The organism is Fusobacterium sp. (assembly GCF_032477075.1).
Lineage (GTDB): Bacteria > Fusobacteriota > Fusobacteriia > Fusobacteriales > Fusobacteriaceae > Fusobacterium_A.
Genome location: NZ_JAWDXO010000006.1, coordinates 59602 through 79650, shown reverse-complemented (window position 1 = coordinate 79650; position 20049 = coordinate 59602). Strand labels below are relative to the sequence as shown.

At 28.2% G+C, this 20049-nt stretch carries 16 protein-coding genes; 13 read left to right on the top strand and 3 right to left on the bottom strand.

Annotation, left to right across the window (positions count from 1 at the left end):
* Positions 1-276: 276 nt before the first annotated feature.
* Positions 277-1332: an alanine racemase gene (locus tag E6771_RS04470; protein ID WP_316089929.1), complete on the bottom strand. Its 1056-nt coding sequence runs from the start codon at positions 1330-1332 to the stop codon at positions 277-279.
* Between the two features lie 153 nt (positions 1333-1485).
* Here E6771_RS04470 and E6771_RS04465 point away from each other — a divergent pair, with 153 nt between their 5' ends.
* The 5 genes from E6771_RS04465 (at position 1486) to E6771_RS04445 (ending at position 6995) form a co-directional block, all read left to right on the top strand.
* A complete protein-coding gene (locus tag E6771_RS04465) occupies positions 1486-2334 on the top strand; it encodes a MurR/RpiR family transcriptional regulator (protein WP_316089928.1) in 849 nt (282 codons plus the stop codon).
* 238 nt (positions 2335-2572) lie between these two features.
* Positions 2573-3301, top strand: coding sequence for a gamma-glutamyl-gamma-aminobutyrate hydrolase family protein (locus E6771_RS04460; RefSeq protein ID WP_316089927.1), 729 nt, complete (start codon positions 2573-2575; stop codon positions 3299-3301).
* Positions 3302-4891 carry an amidohydrolase gene (locus E6771_RS04455; RefSeq protein ID WP_316089926.1) on the top strand — a complete coding sequence of 530 codons (1590 nt, stop codon included), beginning with the start codon at positions 3302-3304 and terminating at the stop codon, positions 4889-4891.
* Between the two features lie 12 nt (positions 4892-4903).
* Positions 4904-6352 (top strand): amino acid carrier protein, encoded by a 1449-nt coding sequence (locus E6771_RS04450; RefSeq protein WP_316089925.1) that lies wholly within the window; start codon positions 4904-4906, stop codon positions 6350-6352.
* Positions 6353-6539: 187 nt separating this feature from the next.
* On the top strand, positions 6540-6995 hold the full coding sequence (locus tag E6771_RS04445) for a hypothetical protein (protein ID WP_316089924.1): 456 nt from the start codon (positions 6540-6542) through the stop codon (positions 6993-6995).
* A gap of 133 nt (positions 6996-7128) precedes the next feature.
* On the opposite strand, the gene E6771_RS04440 is transcribed toward E6771_RS04445, so the two are convergent.
* Positions 7129-8061 (bottom strand): LysR family transcriptional regulator, encoded by a 933-nt coding sequence (locus tag E6771_RS04440; RefSeq protein WP_316089923.1) that lies wholly within the window; start codon positions 8059-8061, stop codon positions 7129-7131.
* A 296-nt stretch (positions 8062-8357) separates the two neighbouring features.
* Between E6771_RS04440 and E6771_RS04435 the strand changes: the two genes are divergently transcribed.
* The 8 genes from E6771_RS04435 (at position 8358) to E6771_RS04400 (ending at position 17900) form a co-directional block, all read left to right on the top strand.
* The gene (locus tag E6771_RS04435; RefSeq protein ID WP_316089922.1) at positions 8358-9710 is read left to right on the top strand and encodes a Na+/H+ antiporter NhaC family protein; all 1353 of its coding nucleotides are present in this window, start codon (positions 8358-8360) and stop codon (positions 9708-9710) included.
* 21 nt (positions 9711-9731) lie between these two features.
* Entirely contained in the window at positions 9732-10907 is a 1176-nt protein-coding gene (locus E6771_RS04430; protein ID WP_316089921.1) for a mandelate racemase/muconate lactonizing enzyme family protein, read from the top strand.
* Positions 10908-11166: 259 nt separating this feature from the next.
* Positions 11167-12147 carry a DNA polymerase beta superfamily protein gene (locus E6771_RS04425; protein ID WP_316089919.1) on the top strand — a complete coding sequence of 327 codons (981 nt, stop codon included), beginning with the start codon at positions 11167-11169 and terminating at the stop codon, positions 12145-12147.
* 3 nt (positions 12148-12150) lie between these two features.
* Positions 12151-13497 (top strand): CCA tRNA nucleotidyltransferase, encoded by a 1347-nt coding sequence (locus E6771_RS04420; protein ID WP_316089917.1) that lies wholly within the window; start codon positions 12151-12153, stop codon positions 13495-13497.
* A gap of 46 nt (positions 13498-13543) precedes the next feature.
* A complete protein-coding gene (locus tag E6771_RS04415) occupies positions 13544-13882 on the top strand; it encodes a nucleotide pyrophosphohydrolase (RefSeq protein WP_316089916.1) in 339 nt (112 codons plus the stop codon).
* 503 nt (positions 13883-14385) lie between these two features.
* On the top strand, positions 14386-15123 hold the full coding sequence (locus tag E6771_RS04410; protein WP_316089915.1) for a DeoR/GlpR family DNA-binding transcription regulator: 738 nt from the start codon (positions 14386-14388) through the stop codon (positions 15121-15123).
* Complete coding sequence (pfkB, locus tag E6771_RS04405) at positions 15120-16034, top strand: 1-phosphofructokinase (protein ID WP_316089914.1); 915 nt, start codon at positions 15120-15122, stop codon at positions 16032-16034. Before E6771_RS04410 ends, pfkB begins: the two co-directional genes overlap by 4 nt.
* 12 nt (positions 16035-16046) lie before the next feature.
* Positions 16047-17900 carry a fructose-specific PTS transporter subunit EIIC gene (locus tag E6771_RS04400; protein ID WP_316089913.1) on the top strand — a complete coding sequence of 618 codons (1854 nt, stop codon included), beginning with the start codon at positions 16047-16049 and terminating at the stop codon, positions 17898-17900.
* Positions 17901-19707: 1807 nt separating this feature from the next.
* Here E6771_RS04400 and E6771_RS04395 read toward each other — a convergent pair.
* Complete coding sequence (locus E6771_RS04395) at positions 19708-19866, bottom strand: hypothetical protein (protein WP_316089912.1); 159 nt, start codon at positions 19864-19866, stop codon at positions 19708-19710.
* Positions 19867-20049: the final 183 nt, after the last annotated feature.

Sequence of the window (20049 nt, the reverse complement as noted above, 5' to 3'; positions counted from 1 at the left end):
TATTTAAGTTATCTAAAAAATAATTATTAAAGAAAAATAAAGAAAAAAAATTTCCAGTAAATAAACAAAAAGTTGAGTAATAGAAAAAATAATCATAAAAATTCTTTTATAATAGCTAAATTTATTTATTTCAAGGTTTTCACATTATAATTGTCAGCTATCCAATAGCAGCTATGTTGATGTAAAATAAAAACTGAGAAGACTTATTAAAATAACTTCTCAGTTTTTTTATTACTTTTTAAGATAAAATTATTTTTATTTAATAAATTTTTAAAATTAATACTTATACACTCTAGGAATTCTAGGACTTAATATAGTTAAAAGTTCATAAATATTCATACCAGTAAAATTAACAACTTTAGTAATATCATTATATAAAAGAATTTTATCTCCTTCATTAACACTTTCATCAACTTCTATAAAAGTATTATCCATAGTGACTTGAGCTATTTTAAATTCTTTGTTGTTAATGATACATTTACTTTTTTCGTTTTTCTTAAGAAACCCATCACCATATCCTATTTTTATTTTTGCTAGATATTTACATCCTTCAATGTCTAGATCGTCTTTTAATTCATATGCAACATATTTATGATCCTCGATATCTCTTATACCTGCTATCTGTCCTTCTAAAGAAAAGACTTGCTTTAAGTTAGGGTCAAAATAGCCAACTTCCTGCAATCCATAAGTAAGCATTCCCACCCTCATATGAGTAGCTATTTCACAATTATAATTCATTACACCAGCACTATTTTGCAGATGTATCATTTCAAATTTATCTTTTCCCAAAGAATTAACTACATCTGTAAATAAGTCCATTAATTCTAGTCCATCTTCATAATTTATAGCAAAAAGATGGGAGAAAATACCTTTAAATTTTAAGTTATTTTCATTAGTAAATTTTTCTAATTCAGATATTTCAGAAAGAGATATACCATTTCTTCCAAATCCAAGGTCTATTTTAAGCTGCATTCTATTAGCTGGAATTTCAGCTTTTATAAAATCTTTTAATTCGCTGAGATCGTTGATAGCTATGTCTATATTAGGATTATTTTTTATCAATTCAATATCTCCAATGCTTTCAAAGACAAGAACTCTAAAGTCATTTCCTAAGTTCATTTTCAAAATGTTTTCTGCTTCAATATAACGTGCTACTGCAACTTCTTTTTGTCCACTAGTATAAAGAGCCTTTACTATTAACTCTACCCCATGTCCATAAGCATTGGCTTTAACAACAGGAAGGATATTCTTTCCCCTCAATTTTTTTAAGTAATCTATGTTATGTAATAGATTTTTTTGATCTATAACCATTTTGATTGAATTAATAACCATACACTCCTCCTGATTTTTTTGTTATTTACATTCTACACTATAAATAAAAAAAAATACACCCCAAAATATTTAAAAGGAAAATTTTAAGAAAAAGTTAAATTATGTTATAATTAAGTAAGAAATTTATCTTTGAAAAGGAATGGTTAAATAAATATGGATAAAATACATAAATTCTATAAAGAAAATTATAAAACTCTTACTAAAGTTGAAAAGAAAATTGCTGAATTTTTTGCAAAAAAACCTAAGAAAGTGATACTTTTATCAGCATTGGATTTAGGAAAAGAAATAGGAGTTAGTGATGCTTCTGTTTTAAGGTTTTCTAAAATTATGGGATTTAATAAATTTAATGATTTTAAGAATTATATAGCTTTAGAACTTAGTGAAACAAGCCCTGATGACAGAATAGTAAAAAATTGGGATAATTTTAATTCTAAAAATGATATAGCTAACAAAATAGTTAATGCTGATCTTGAAAATATAAAAGAATTTTTATTAAATGTAGATTTTGACCAAGTAAATGAAGCTGTAGAAATGATATATGAAGCTAAAAAGCTATATTTTTTGGGAATAGGATCAAGCCGGGCTATATCTCAGTTCATGTTTTGGCATGTAAAAAGGCTTGGATTTAATGCTGAGTGTATAAATGAGGGTGGTCTAGGATTGTATGAAGCTTTTTCTCATATCAAAAAAGGTGATGTTGTTATAATATTTACTTTTCCTAGATTTTTAAATGATGAAATAAAAGCTATAAAATTAGCAAAAGAAAAGAAAGCAAAAATAATAACTGTAACAAGTAATGTATTTTCTGAGATAAGTTTTTTAAGCAACATTGTTTTTAAAATATCTGTTGAAAATAATGGTTTTTTTAATTCTTATATGGTCCCTATGGAGCTTTGCAATATAATTCTAACAGCACTTTTTGAAAAAAATAAAACTAGTATTTATGCAGAATTAAAGGAAAATAGTCTTGTGAAGGACTTTTTATTTACATCAGAAAATTAATGTTGATATACAGTGATGAGTAAAATTTTTAAGAATATGATAAATAAGATATATATTTTTATTTACATATGATTTTAAGTTTTTACTCATCTTTTTTATTTTTTGAAAGTGTACTATATACATACTTTTAATATTATTTTTAAATTAAATGATAAAAAATTTGAAATTTTTTGTTGACTTAACTACAAAAATGATGTATCTTGTAGTAAGAACTACAAATAAATAGGGAGGATTTAATATGAAAAAACCTATAATAGGAATAACTTCAGCTCATGAAAAGGAAGAAGGATTAAGAAACTATCATAGAACCACAGTAAGTATAGATTATACAAAAGCAGTAGTAGCAGGAGGAGGGATACCTGTTGTCATTCCTGTTACTAATGATATAGAAATAATAAAAGCCCAACTTGAACTTTTAGATGGCTTACTTCTATCAGGAGGAACAGATTTGAATCCCTTTCTATATGGTCAGGATTTTAAAGAAGGAATAAAAGTAATTTCACCTGAAAGAGATGAATGTGAAATGATTATAGTTGAGGAGTTTTTAAAAACTAAAAAACCTATACTAGGAATATGCAGAGGGCATCAAATTTTAAATGTTTATTTTAATGGAACATTATTTCAAGATGTAAGATATTATGGAAAGGAAGTTCTGAAACATAGGCAGGATCTTTATCCTGAATTAGCTACACACAGAGTGAATATCATAGAAGAAGATAATATTCTTTTTGAATTATATGGAAAAGAAATTGCTACAAATTCATTTCATCATCAAATTATAGATAAACTGGGAGAAGGGCTCACTACAATAGCCACTGCCAATGATGGAATAATAGAAGCTTTTCAAATGAAATCTCATAAATTTCTTTATGGAATTCAATGGCATCCTGAAATGATGACTGCCAGAGGAAATACAGAAATGAAAAAAATATTTGAAAAATTTGTGGCAAGTTGTGAGGTAGAATAAATGCAGATATTTAAGAATGGAAAGATACATTCTTTTAATTCTGAAAATACTATATATGAAGCAATAGCTATAGAAAATGAAAGAATAATATCTATAGGAAGTACAGAGGATGTATTTGAAAGATTTAAAGAAAGAGAAGATAAAGAGATTATCGATTTGAAAGGGAAAACTGTAATACCAGGGTTTAATGACAGTCATGTACATTTTATGAATTATGGATATACAGGAAAAAAGATAAGATTAAATGAATGTAAAAGTATAGAAGAACTCATTGCACTTGGGAAAAAAACTTTACCTTATGGTGGTTGGATATTAGGAAGAGGCTGGAATCAGGATCTTTTCTCTGGTGAGAAGAGAATACCTGAAAAAAGTGATTTAGATAAAATATCTAAAGATATACCAGTGTGTTACACAAGAGCCTGTGGTCATGTGGCAGTAATTAACAGCAAAGCCATGGAATTATGCGGAATAACACCTGAGACAGAATGTTTTGGCGGAGATATAGATTATAACAAAGGTATATTTACAGAAAATGCATTGTATCTTGTTTATTCACATATTTCTAAACTTTCACTTGAAGAAATGAAAAATATAATATTGGAAACTCAGGAAAAATTTTTAACAATGGGAATAACATCAGTACAGACAGATGATTTTGAATCGTTTCCAGATAAAGATTTTAAAAAGGTAATACAGGCTTATGAAGAATTAGAGAAAGAAAAAAAACTTAAAATAAGAGTTTATGAACAGGGACTTATGCCTACAAAAGACAGAATAAAAGAACTTGCTGAATATAAATATTTTACTGGAACTGGTGATGAAAAATTTAAGATGGGACCTATAAAGCTCTTATTAGATGGATCACTGGGAGGAAAAACAGCTTTATTACAGCTGCCTTATGAAGGAGAAGAAAATAACAAGGGAATAGTAACATATACACAGGAAGAATTTGATGAAATAGTAAAGTACGCAGATTCTATGGGGTATCAGATAGCAGTGCATGCTATAGGAGATGGAGCTGTAAAAATGGCATTAGATAGTTTTGAAAAACTTCCTGATCTCAACAGAAAAAGACATGGGATAGTACATTGTCAAATAACAACAATGGAGCTTATAGATAGAATAAAAAAATTAGATATTCTAGTGTATATTCAGCCAATATTCCTGGATTATGATTTACATATAGTAGAAGATAGAGTTGGATATAAGAGGAGTTTGGAATCATATATCTGGAAAACTATGCTGAATAGAGGAATAAAGCTTTGCTTTGGTTCAGATGCTCCAGTAGATAATGCAGATGTAATAAAAGCAATACATTGTGCTGTGAATAGGCAGGATATGAATTTTTATCCAAAAGATGGCTGGCTTCCAAATGAAAGAATATCTGTAGAAGAGGCAGTGAGATGTTATACATTAAATAGTGCTTATGCATCTTTTGAAGAGAATCAAAAGGGAAGTTTAGAGATAGGAAAACTGGCAGATTTTGTTGTACTAGACAGAGATATATTTACTATTGATAAAAGTCAGATACTTTCTACTAAAATTGATTCAACAGTTATCAGTGGAGAGATTCTATATATAAATATTTAAGGGGGTATAAAAATGTTGGCGTATTTTGAGGCTTTAGTTAATTTCTTATGGGGATTACCTATAATAGTAATCATCTTAGGAACGGGATTTTATTTTACTTTTAAAACTGGATTTTTCCAAGTATTTCATCTTAAACATATTTTCTCTGAAACTATATGTAAGATAATCAAAAAAGGAAATAAAGCAGAAGGAGATGGAAAAGGACTTATCACTCCATTTGAAGCAGTTGCAACAGCGATTGGAGGATCAGTTGGAGTAGGTAATATTGGAGGAGTTGCTACTGCTATGGCAGTTGGAGGACCAGGATCACTTTTTTGGCTTTGGATAGCAGCTTTTGTTGGAATGATATTAAAAATGGCTGAAGTATCTCTGGGAGTTTATTATAGAGAAAAAGATGAAAAAGGAGATCCATATGGAGGACCTACATATTACATGGAAAAAGGTCTTGGAGAGGAAAAAGGGCATAAATGGTGGATTATTCCAGCTGTTATATTTGGTGGAGGAATCTTCTCTACATTTTTTATTACAGTACAAAACTATACAGTATCAGAAGCTGTAAGTGCTGCATTTGGAATTAAAATAATCTATGCAAGTATTATCTATATTGTATGTAATTATATTTTGATAATTGGAGGAATCAAATCTCTAGGAAAATTGGCTGGTAAAATAGTACCTATCATGTGTGTATTCTATGTAGGGGCAGCATTGTATATAGTTGCTATAAATATAGGAAACCTTCCTGCAACATTAGGACTTGTATTTAAAGGAGCTTTTACTGGAACAGCAGCAGCAGGAGGATTTGCTGGAGCAGCTTTCAGTCAGGTAATGAGAATTGGTATGGCAAGATCAGTATTCAGTAATGAGGCAGGATGGGGAAGTTCTCCAATGATTCATGCTTCTGCACAGACTGATCATCCTATTAAACAAGGTCTATGGGGAGCATTTGAAGTATTTATTGATACAATTGTAGTTTGTACTTTAACTTGTCTAGTTATAATAATCACAGGTGTATGGAACAGTGGGGCGACAGGAGCTACTCTTACTCTAAATGCCTTTGAAACTGGTATGGGATCAGCAAGTAAAATATTTATAGCAACTGGAATATTTTTATTTGGAGTAACTACTTCATCTGGATGGTATGCTTATTATGAAATTATTTTAAGACATCTTATGAAATCATCTCCTAAATTAAAAGATGGAATATTAAAATTTTATAAAATATTCTATCCAGTACCGGGATTTATAATGGTTCTTATGGCAACTACTATTGGAATGCCAGGATCAACTGTATGGCTGTTTGCTGATTTTACAACAGCAGTGCCTACATTTATAAATATTGCAGTTATGCTTTCATTGAGTGGAACTTTCTTCAAATTATTCAAAGATTATCAAACTAAATATATTTTAAAAGAAGAAGTTAAACCTGAGGATAAAATAAAAGTGTTTTATGAAGAAGACTAGAAATATTTGATATGATACCTATAAAGAAAAGGAGTTGTAACAGGCTCCTTTTTCTTTTATTTATTTTATTTTACAATATCTAAACATAAAATTAACTTAAAAAATATAAATATTTCTAATATAATTAAATAAAAATATAGATAAAGAAAAGATAATATGATTATCTAAAAGCATTAAAGGGGGAATTATGGTTCATTTAGTTTATTGTGATAATAAAGAAAAAGTATTGGAGAAAATCAGGAACAAGACAAAAACAATGATAGTTCGTGGTGCTGCTGGAAGAAAAATACCTCATAGCAGAGTTTTTGAAGGAGAAATATTATATTTTATGAAAAAAGGAACAGCTCTGATAACAGAAAAAGCAGTAGTAAAAAATGTTCAGAATTATATAAAATTATCTGATGATGAAATTATAAAAATACTTGAAGAAAATCAAAAAAAATTAGATTTAAATGACAGACAGAAAGAACGTTGGCATAAAAAATGTCTTTGCTTGGTTGAATTTGAAAAATTAGAAACTATTGAACCATTAAAATTTGACAGACAAGGAAATATGGATGACTGGCTTATTATAGAAAAGATAGAAGATGTTCTTGCAGGAACAAGTATTCCCTATAATTATGAGAAATCTAAGTTGAAGTAAGCACTGTAAAATCAAATAAGAAAAGATGAGGCTGATTAATTTTGTTAGAAATAGAAACCAACTTTTTAATCAGTCTCTTTTTATTTTTAATAATAGTATATTTAGATAATAAATCAAGTCATATAATTTGATATCAATTTAATTTTTGAATACTTTCAGAAACAATACTTTTTATATTTTCTATAAATAATTCCATATCATCATCTAATTTTGTATTGGAAAGTTTTATCCATCCTAATCTTATTTCATCTTTATATTGAATAATAGGTTTGCTTATTATTTCAGGGCCAGCATATCCAAATGGGAGGATTCCTGTTCCAATGGAAAAAGCATTTGTATTAGTGAGTATATTTATCATAGTACCTCTATCTTCAACAAATATCTTTTTTTCTATAAGATTAAAATCATAAAACAAAAATTCTTCTGCAAAGTCCATAGATGCAGAAGCTTCTTCTTCAAAGGAAGCAAAAGGAAAATTATAAAGCTCATTTAAATTTATTTCATTATTTTGAGCTAGAGGATGATTTTTGTGAAAGAATACACAGGGGGTTAATTTTACAATTTCATAAAATTCAATATCTTTAGAAGCTAATACTTTTTTTAGAAATTTTTCAGTTAATTCAGAAATAAATATTATTCCCAAAGCACTTCTCTTTTCATAAACATCATTTATAACTCTATACATTCCAACTTCTCTTATATGAATTTCAAATTTATTTATAATTTTTTTCTTGAAAAATTCTATAAAAGCTTTTATGACAAAGGGGTATCTTTGAGTGGAAATAGCTATATACATAGCAGGATTTGTTTTATGATGAGAGTACATTTCTATAATTTTTTTCTTTTGCTCTAAAAGTGGTCTTACATGATTTATAAATTCTTTTCCTTCATCAGTAAGTTCAACTCCTTTTATATTTCTGTTAAAGATAGTTATACCAATTTCTTCTTCTAGCTCTTTTAGGAGCTTGCTTAAATAAGGCTGGGCAACATACAGATTTTTAGAAGCTTTACTGATTGAACCACATCTTGAAATTTCTATTATATATTGAATCTGTTGAAAAGTCATCTATACCACTCCTTTATTTAAAATACTTAATACAATTATACTTAAAATCAGGAGAAAGTCTATATTTAAATTCTATTTAAGACGATTATGCAGGTAAGAAGAAGGTTAGACAGGGTATAACTATTGGTTATAACTAGAGATATTTTTTAGGTATTTTACAGTTATAAAATTTCTGTGTTATACTTGTGTTACAAAAACATATTAAATGATAAATTTACAAATATGTAGAATAATTTTAGAACATGGATTGCGCTGTACGAGATAAGATTAATTATGCTGATGATAGGGAGGAAGGTATGGAAAATTTACAATCAAAAAAAGATTATGGAGTAAAAGCATTTTTTCCACTGATAGTTTTTTTAATTATTTATCTGGGATCAGGGATATTTTTTACTTTGATAGGTATAGAGAAACCATTTAACCAGGTTCCTAGAGAAGCGGCTCTCTTGGGAGGTTTGGTTGCAGCTATTATTATGGGAAAAGACAAAGTAGATTTTAAAATTGATATTATTTCTAAACATGGTGGAGATTCAGGTGTTATTCTTATGTGTATAATATTTCTCTTAGCAGGTGCATTTGCAGGTGCAGCAAGGGGAATGGGAGGAGTAGACGCCACAGTTAATCTAGGGCTTTCAATAATACCAAGAAAATTCATATTTTCAGGAATATTTATTATAGCAGCACTTATTGCCACTGCTATGGGAACTTCCATGGGAACAATTTCAGCAATTGGACCTATTGCAATAGGACTTGCAGAAAAAGCTAATATTTCTCCTTCAATAGCTATAGCAGCAGTTTTAGGGGGAGCTATGTTTGGAGATAACCTTTCAATAATATCAGATACCACAATTGCAGCAACTCGTGGAGCTGGGTGTAAAATGAATGAAAAGTTTAAAATGAATCTTTTAATTGCATTGCCAGCAGCTGTTGTAGCAATAATATGTTATAGTTTTGTTGGAACAGGAGAGGAATTAACAGGAGAATATACCTATAATATTATCAGAATAGTTCCATATATTATAGTTTTAATAACAGCTTTGCTTGGAATGAATGTTATAGTTGTTTTACTTCTTGGAACTGGTATGTGCGGAGTAATTGGATTTATAACTGGAAGTTTGACTTTTTCTGCTTATGCACAATCTATTGCCAAGGGAATAAATGGAATGTCAGGCCTTATCATAATAGCAATAGTTCTTAGAGGATTGACAGGAATTGCAAAGGAGTATGGTGGAATAGATTGGCTGGTTGGTTCACTGGAGAAAAGAATTCATTCAAGAAAAGGAGCTGAATATGGAATATCAGCACTGGTATCTCTTGTTGACTGTTCAATGGCAAATAATACAGTAGCAATACTTGTAAGTGCACCACTAGCTAAAACATTTGCTAAAATTTATAATATAGCACCAAAAAGGTTAGCAAGTCTTCTTGATATTTTCAGCTGTGCAGTACAGGGAATTATACCACATGGTGGACAGATGCTTCTTGCAAGTACTATGACAGGACTTTCACCTTTTGCAATTGCTGGAGTTTCTTACTATCCATTTTTACTGGCAATAGCTGCTGTAATTACTATTCAGTTTGGACTTTTAAGAACTAAAGAAGAAAAAATGGGAATTGAATTATATCATGATACTGAAATAGAAGCATAAAAAATAAAGAGGAGGATTAGTATGAAAATAGTAAAAGTTGATGTTATGCAGTTAGGAACAGATGTGAGACCAGATTGGCGTCCAATTGTCTGTCGTATTTATACTGATGAGGGAATATATGGAGATGGAGAGGCAGCAATGGCATATGATGTAGGAGCTCTTGGAGCTTTTGGAATGCTTCAGGAATTGGCAAAAATGGTAATAGGGATGGATCCTCTGGATAACGAGGTTATATGGGATAAATTATATCGTTCAACTTTCTGGGGGCAAAATGGAGGTCCAGTAACATTTTCAGCAATATCAGCTATAGATATAGCCCTTTGGGATATAAAGGGAAAATATTTTAAAGTTCCAGTGTATAAGCTTTTAGGTGGAAAGAGGAGGGATAACTTGAGATGTTATGCCAGTCAGCTTCAGTTTGGCTGGGGAGAGGTAAGAATACCTGCCAGAACTCCTGAAGATTATGCAAAAAATGCTAAAAAAGCTGTTGCAGAAGGTTATGATGCTGTAAAATTTGATTTCTTTTTATATGATGAAAAAGATGGTTTCTTTAATGACAATGACAGACTTGGACTTTTGAGTAAAAAATATCTGAATATAGTTGAAAAAAGAATAGCAGCTGTAAGAGAAGCAGTTGGGCCAGATGTTGATATCATAATAGAAAATCATTCTTACACAGATGCACAATCAGCTTTACAGTTAGGAAAAATGGCAGAGAAATATGATATCTTCTGTTTTGAAGAACCAACTACGCCTTATCCTAAAATTACAAAATATATGTCTGATAAGCTTAATATACCAATTGCAACAGGAGAACGTATTTATTCAAGATGGCAGTATGCTCAATATTTTGAAAATTGTTCAGTGCAGATGATACAGCCGGATTTTGGAAACTGTGGTGGAATTACTGAGGGGAAAAAGATCTGTGATATGGCATATGCTTATGATGTAGGAGTACAGGGACATGCCTGTGGAAGCCCTTTATCAAATGTTGTAGCCCTGCACTTAGAATGTGTGATACCAAACTTTGTAATACATGAACATCATGCTGTAAACCTGACTCCATATAATAAATCTTATTGTATTTATGATTATCAGCCAGTAAATGGTAAATATAAAGTTCCTGAACTTCCAGGACTGGGAAATGAATTATCTGAAAGTGCCATCAATAATTCAGTGAAAGTGACTATAGAATAGAAGTTAAAAAATATAGTTTAATAAAATAATTTATACTAAGTGGATGACTAAAAAGTTAGATTGAATTTTTGGTAATTAAACAGTTGATATTTCAATTGTTGTAATTATTGGAATACAGCAGTAAAGTTGTTGTAATCTTTCATTTTAAAAGTCATCCATTTTGATTTGAATTTTTATCATTTCAGGACCTATATTTTCTATTTGAAAAAAGGCAGAAAGCAGTATATAATTATAGAAATCAAAAAAAAGAGGTGAGAAAATGGAAAAACTGGTAAATAATGGAAAAATATTAGAAATAAGAACAGGAAGCCACCTCTATGGTTTGTCTACACCTTCTTCAGATAAAGATTATACTGGAATATTTCTTGCTCCATGGAAATATCATATTGGACTTCATAAACTGGAACAGGTAGATTTAGGGATAGAATCTAAACTTGAAAATGGAAAGAACAGCTTTAAAGCAGTTGACAGAACTTTTTATGAATTGAAAAGATTTGTTGCTTTGGCAGCAGGAAATAATCCAAATATAATAGAACTTCTCTTTGTAGATGAGGATAATATTATATATATAAATGAATATGGAAGAAAATTACTGGATAACAGGCACTTATTTCTTTCACAAAAACTTATTGAGAAATTTTCAGGGTTTGCCAATTCACAAAAACATAAACTTTATGTAAAAAAAGAAAATCTTGAAAAACTTTATTCAGCCAGAGATTTTATAAAAAATATGATAGAGAAATATAAATCTGATAAAGTGCTTCTTCCTGAGATGAGAAGAGAGGAAAGTTTTGGAAAAAATTTCATTCAGAGAGATGTAAAAGGGGATGTTTACAGGATAGGGGAATATAATATAAATTCTAATCTTACTCTTAAAAATGCTTGTGAATTAATAGAAAGAATAATAAAAGAGAGCAGCAACAGACAGGAACTTATAAAACAATCAGGATACGATACTAAATATGCTTCACATCTTGTAAGGCTTTTACTGGAGGCAATAGAAATAATAACTACTGGAAATCTGGTGTATCCTTTACAAGAAAGAGAACTTATAATGAAAATAAAAATGGGAGAAATAAAATTTGAAAAAGTAATTGAACTGGTGGAAGAATTGGAAATAAAACTTAAAAAATTTGAAGATACTCCTGAACTGATAGTGATACCTAAAAACGTAGATATAGAAGCAATAGAAAAACTTGTAATAGAAATATATAAAGATTTTCTGCTCAAGGGAGAATAAAATATGGAAAAATTAAAAAAAATAGAATTGGGAGAGAATGAAAAATATATTCTTGAAATCATTCAGAAATATGGAGAAGGATATATAGTGGGAGGATATGTGAGAGATTCTCTTTTGGATTTAAAACCAAAAGATTGTGATTTTGTAACAAATCTTTCATATGAAAAGTTATTGGAAATATTTAAGGAATTTCATCCTAAAGAGATTGGAAAATCTTTTGGAATAATTCAGATAAAATATAAAGGGACACATTATGAGATAGCTAAATATAGAAAGGATATAGGTGTACCAGAAGATAGAAGAGAACAGGAAGTAGAATTTACAGATAATATAATGGAGGATTTAAAAAGAAGAGATTTTACTATTAATGCTATAGCATTCGATGGAGAAAATTATAAATATGCAGATAATGCTGTAGAAGATATATTAAATAAAAATCTTCGTTTTGTAGGAGAAGCTTCAGAACGTATAAAAGAAGATCCTTTGAGAGTTATGAGATTTATAAGATTTCTTGTAACAAAAAATTTAAATAATAAAAATGATATAGAACAGCTTCTTCCATATATGCCTCTTGTAAAAAAATTATCTATGGAAAGAATGAGAGAAGAATTCAGTAAAATAATAACAGCTGATGATGCTGGTTCAGCAATGGAACTTCTTGAAAAAACAGGAATACTTGAATATCTTATTCCAGAATGGACAAAAACAAAAAAATTTAATCAAAGGAACCATCATCATAATCTTACATTGGATGAACATATAAAAAAAACAGTAGCTTCTATTGAAGGTGACATAGAACTTAGACTTGCGGCATTGCTTCATGATATAGGAAAACCTCAAACTTATACTTTAAAAAATGGAATAGGTCATTTTTATGGACATGAACAGGAAAGTGCTGTTTTAGCTGAAAAAATACTTTTGAGAATGAAATATACAAATAAAATTGTAAAAAATGTTACCTTATTAATTGCTAATCATCTGAATAATTCAAAAAATAGTAATAAGAAATACTGTAAAAAATTAATTGATAAAATAGGATATGAAAATATGCCAAAACTCTTTAAATTAATGGAAGCAGATAGAATAGCCCATAAACCTCCATTTGATTTTACAGCTTTGGATAAATTAAAAATAGCATATTATGAGATATACAATAATAATGAACCTGTATCTATAAAAGATCTTATGGTAAATGGAAATGATATGATAAATTTGGGAATTACTAAAGGAAAGGATATTGGGGAAACATTAAAATATCTTTTAGGAAAAGTATTGGAAGATCCTGTTAATAATGACAGGGAAATTCTTTTAAATTTTGCAGAGCAGTATAAAATAATTTTAAAGAATTAATTTTTTGATAAAGTATGTTGTTTAAAATGTTAAGAGGTGCTTATAAATGGAAAAATTTGATAAAATAAATGAAATTATAAAAAAATTTCGAGATGACAGAGAGTGGAGTCAGTTCCATAATCCTAAAGATTTAGCTATATCTCTTTCAATAGAAGCAGCTGAATTGTTAGAATGTTTTCAGTGGAAGAGCAGCAGTGAAGCTGAAAAAATTAATTATCAGGATATAAAATATGAAATGGCAGATGTAGGAGTCTATTTGCTGTTAATGTGTGATAAAATGGGAATAAATCTGTTAGATGCTATTGAAGAAAAGATGAAACTTAATGAAAAAAAATATCCAGTGGAAAAAGCTAAGGGATGTTCAAAAAAATATAATGAATTATAGCATTAAAAAGCTGACTTAAAAGTTAGAATAAATTTTAGAAGTTAAAAAGTAAATTTTTACTGAGAAATTCTGAAATTATATTTCTGATTAATATGTCAGCTTTTTTATATTTATAATTTTTTTCTTCAATAATTTTATTTTAAATTATGTAAAAAATTTTCTTCAGTCCCCATCTGAATAAAAGTAAGTTCAATTAAGTTAAGAATTAAAAAATAGATTTATTATATTGATGATTGAATTTGAAAGAAAAATAAAAAAATGAAGGAAAATAAGTAAAAAATGAGAATAATTTTAAAAAGATAAAGAAAAATTGAAGAAAAAACTGTTTTAAAATAAAATTTTATGTTTTTTTATATTCTAAAAAATATAAATTGTTATTCTAAAATAGTTTGAGAAAAAAATCATATATTTTATGAAACTTTTTGAAAGAAAATGAAAGAAAATGATTGATTTTTAATAAAAAGAATGATATTATAAAAATAAGAAGAGGAAGGAGGAATAAAATGCTTAATATTGAAAGATATAATTTGATTTTGGAACTAATTAAAAATAAAAAGAATATAAAACTAAATGAATTGGTAGAAGAAATGAATGTATCAGAAGCAACAGTTCGTAGAGACCTTAATTTTCTTGAAGAAAAGGGAAAAATCAGGAGAGTTCATGGTGGAGCAGTTCTGATAGAAAATAAAGAAGAAGATATTATTTATAAAAAAATGGTATTTTCAGAAGAAAAAAATAAAATTGGTAAAGAAGCGGCAACTCTTGTAAAAAATGGAGATATTATTTTTTTGGATGCTGGAAGTACAACAGAATGCATGATTAAGTATTTAAAAGATAAAACTGATATAAAAGTAGTTACTAATGGATTTACTCATATGGAAGAACTTACAAAACTTGGAATAGAAACTTATCTTATAGGCGGAAAAGTTAAGATAAAAACTGGGGCTACAGTTGGAGCTACAGCAGCTCTTGCATTAAAAAGCTACAATTTTGATATTTGTTTTATAGGGGCTAATGGAATTACACTTGATGGGTATTCTACACCTGATTCTGAAGAAGTAATTGTAAAAAATGAAGCTATAAAAAGAGGTAAAGAAGTATATTTCCTATGTGATGAATCAAAATTTAAAGCAAATAGTTTCATAAATTTTGCTTCTTTAGATGAAGGAATACTGATAACAAATGGAAAAATACCAATAGAATTTGAAGAGGATATAAGAAAAAAAGGAGGATTAAAATGATTTATACTGTAACTTTAAATCCTGCTATAGATTACTATATTGTGATGGATAAATTTATAGAAGGAGAATTGAATTCACTTAAAGATGGGTATACTTTAGCTGGTGGAAAAGGAATAAATGTATCTAAAGTTTTAAAAAATTTTAGAAGAGAAAATATAGCACTTGGTTTTGTAGGTGGATTTACAGGAGACTACATAAAAAATAGTTTGAAAGCATATGGAGTTGAAGGAAATTTTGTAGAACTTACAGAAAATACAAGAATAAATATAAAAATGAAAACTGAAGAAAAAGAAAGTGAAATATCAGGTAAATCACCAGTAATTACTGCAGAAAATGAAAAAGAACTTTTAAATAGTATGAAAAAAGTAAAAGATGGAGATGTGCTAGTATTATCAGGAAGTGTACCTAAAACTATGGGAAATGAAATATATAAAGATATTATAAAAGGAGTTCCAGCAGGAGTAAAAGTTATACTTGATACCAGAGATGAACCTTTTAAGTATTCTCTTGAAGCAGGAGTATATTTAACTAAACCAAATAGAAATGAACTTTCTGAAATTTTTGATAAAGATCTTAAAACAATTGAGGAAATTATGGAAGCTGGAGAAAAGTTAAGAAGTATGGGAAGTGAAAATGTCATAGTATCTATGGGTAAGGATGGTTCTATGCTGATAACTGAAAGTGGAATATATCTTGGAAATGCACCTATAGGAAAACTTGTGAGCTCAGTAGGAGCAGGAGATTCAATGGTAGCAGGAATTATTTATGGAATAACAGGTGGGTATTCAATAGAAGATTCATATAAATATGGAATTGCCTCAGGGAGTGCCACTGCTTTTTCTGAAGGACTAACAACATTGGAAACTATGGAGAATTTATTAAAAGATATTAAAATTAAAAAAATTAAATAAGGGGGACAAATTATGATAAACAATATGCTTTCTGAAAATTGTATCAATCTTAATTTAAAAGGAACTAATAAGAATCAAGTTATTGATGAACTGGTAGAATTATTAAATGCAGCAGGGAAACTTAATGATAAAGAAGAATATAAAAAAGAAATATTGAAAAGAGAGGCCCAAAGCTCAACAGGATTAGAAGAAGGAATAGCAATTCCTCATGCTAAAACAAGTGCAGTAAAAATTCCAAGTATAGCTTTTGGATTATCTAAAACAGGTATAGACTATGATTCGTTAGATGGAGAACCTTCAAAGCTATTTTTTATGATTGCAGCTCCAGCAAATGCTTCTGATACTCATATAGAAGTTCTCTCAAAACTTACAACAACATTATTGGATGATGATGTAAGAGAAAGTCTTTTAAAAGCAACTTCACCAAAAGAAGTAATAGAAATATTATCAGCAAACATGGAAAAAGAAGAAAAAACTGATAAAAAAGATACAGGGATGCCAGATGTACTGGCAGTAACAGCTTGCCCTACAGGAATAGCCCATACTTATATGGCTGCTGATGCTCTTATTAAAAAAGCTAAAACTATGGGAATTAATATAAAAGTAGAAACTAATGGTTCAACTGGTGTAAAGGATGAATTGACAGATGAAGAAATAAAAAATGCAAAAGGAATAATTGTAGCGGCAGACAAAAATGTTGAAATGGATAGATTTGCAGGAAAACATGTTGAAATTGTTCCAGTAAAAGAAGGAATAAAAAATCCTGAAAAACTTATAAAAAATGCTGTAGCTCAAATAGCTCCAATATATTCAGTATCAGGAGAAAAAACATCTTCTTCTAGAAAGGAAAGAACAGGATTTTATAAGCATATAATGTCAGGAGTTTCGAACATGCTCCCATTTGTTGTAGGAGGGGGAATATTAATAGCACTTTCATTTATGTTTGGTATACATGCAAGTAATCCAAGTGATCCCTCATTTAATCCTTTTGCAAAATTATTAAATGATATTGGAGGAGGAAATGCATTTTTCCTTATGGTGCCAGTAATGGCTGGATTTATTGGAATGAGTATAGCTGATAGACCTGGATTTGCTCCTGCAATGGTAGGAGGACTTATTTCTCTAAATAATGGTGGGGGATTCTTAGGTGGTCTTATAGGTGGATTTTTAGGTGGTTACAGTGTTGTATTGCTGAAAAAAATATTTAGCAAACTTCCTAGTAGTCTTGAAGGAATAAAACCAGTTCTTTTATATCCATTGTTTGGAATATTTATTACAGGTGCTTTAATGTATGGAGTGATTATAGATCCAATTGCAGCATTAAATACAGGAGTTACTAATTTTCTTGAAACTTTAGGGACAGGAAATCTTATTCTTCTTGGAGCAGTATTGGCAGGAATGATGGCAGTAGATATGGGAGGACCAGTAAATAAAGCTGCATTTACATTTGGAATAGCAACTATAGCTGCTGGAAATTATGCACCGCATGCTGCTGTAATGGCAGGGGGTATGGTACCACCTTTAGGAATAGCTATAGCAACTACTATATTTAAAAACAAATTTACAAAAGATGAAAGAGATGCTGGAAAAACTTGTTATATAATGGGTCTGTCATTTATAACTGAAGGGGCAATTCCATTTGCAGCATCAGATCCTGTAAAGGTAATTCCAGCTTCAATAATTGGAGCAGCAATTGCAGGTGGGCTTTCTATGTTCTTTGGAGTATTATTACCAGCTCCACATGGTGGAATATTTGTATTCCCAGTAGTTACCAATCCAGTAATGTATCTTATATCTATAGTTATTGGTTCACTAGTAACAGCATTCATATTGGGAACTTGGAAAAAACCAGTAGACCAAATTTAATTTATATATAAAAAAGACCAATGGGCTTATAGCTTATTGGTCTTTTAATACTTTCACATTATCAAATATATTCCTATTCCAACTCCAACCATAACTCCTACAATTAAAAAAGTCATACTTGCTAATATCATTCCAGTTATCAAATATTTTTCCATATTTCACCTCATATTAATACTTTTTAATTTCTTCATTCAAATATTTTAATTAAGTTCCTTTTTTATTTATAATTTAATTTTAAACCTTCTTTACACTCAAAATAAATTAGATGATTTAATTATATTGAAAATTTACATTTTGATTATATCAGTTAATGAGGAATATCTTTGTTATTATTTTAATTTTCTTTATTTATAATAAACAAAAAGGAGCTTATAGGCGAAAGCTCCTTTTTTAGCACTATTAAAACATCTCTTGGAGGAAAGTTTATTTTATGCATATAATAATATTCTTTAAGAATTTAATATTCCTTTTTTAATTAATAAAATTAAAAAATATTTTAAAATATTAGAAAATACTAATGATTATCTATAAATGAAAAATAGAATAAATAAAGGGGAAAGGAGCTTTTGGGGAAAAAGCTCCTTTCTAACTATATATTATAAACAATCTCGGGGAAGAGATTTACATTAATATTATACTTATAAATTTTAATATTCCTTTTATTTAAATAAAAATTTTTATAAAAAAACGAGTATCTAAAATAATAAATTAAATAACAAATATTTTTAATATATATACAAGAGAAAAAATTTTTGAAAAATATTATTAATTATCTATAAATAAAAAATAGAATAAATAAAAGAGAAGGGAGCTTTTAAGAAAAAGCTCCTTTTGGGTTATATATTACAAGCAATCTCAGGGAAGAGATTTATATTAATATTATACTAATAAATTTTAATATTCCTTTTTCAAAAGGAAATAAAAAGGACTTCTAAAAAGAAGCCCTTTTTTGTGTGTAAAAACATCTTTTTGGAGAAAAAGTTATATTATGTTATTCTTTAAAAATCTAACATTCCTTTTTTATAAAAAAATAAAATTAATATTGAAAAAATTTTAGAGTTTTTTAAAATTTCATAAAGAAATAATTTTGAAATCTTTTAAAAGAGTTATAAATAAAATGTATATATTTTAGATTAAAAAAGAAGCCTGTGAAGAAATAGGCTCCTTTTTTATCTATATTATAAACATCTTGGGGAAAGAGTTATATTATAATTATTCTCAGTTATTTTAATATTCCTTTTTTATTTTTTTAAATAAAAAAATTACCATAAATTAAGAGAATTTCTTTTTAATTAATATAAAGAATAAATATTTTTTACTAAAAAACTAAAAAGAACCTCTGGAGAAGGAGGTTCTCTTTTAGTTTTAGAATGTTTTTCTAGGAAAGAAAAAGTACATAATTAGTACTTATTAGTATTATACTAAAATAAATTTATATTCCTTTTTTATAAAAAATATTTATTTCTAAAAATAAAAATTTTCTTCTTTGGTGGTTATCTTTGTTCAAGGATTATATGAAAGAAGAAGTTTCTAAGATTGATAGATTTTCTAAGTAAGTACAAGGATTTTTTGAATTTATTAATAAAAAGTGATTGATAAGGTAAATAGAAAATTGTAATTTTCATTTTATATATAAAAAATGAGAGAGAATTTTATAAAAAAGACTCTCTCCATTCACTTTCCCCAAAGCGTATTTTGTATACTAATTATATCACAAATAAAATTTATGTCAACAAAGAAAATTGATAGTCTATATAAAGTAAAAGGAACTTTAATAAAAAATAAACTTGTTTATAGTAAAGTAAATTTAAAGAACTGAATTATTATTAAAAATGCTTGATGGAAGAATCTTTAAGCGTATAGCTTTAGCAATGTCATGCAAACAATCTGGAGCATAAATGGAAAGAGCAACAGCAATTAAAAAGATTATTATGAATAAAATAATTAATACTTTTAAAATTTTCATAAAAATTTCCTCCTTCTTTTTATAATAAAAAATAAGTATTTATTTTTTATTATAGCATAAAAAAATAATTTTTGTCTTATATCTATTTATTGCAGTAGAATTTGTTAATATAAAATAATAGATTATAAAATAAAAATTAGAAAGAGTTAATACATAATTAATTTGCTGAAAGGAGAAGATAGA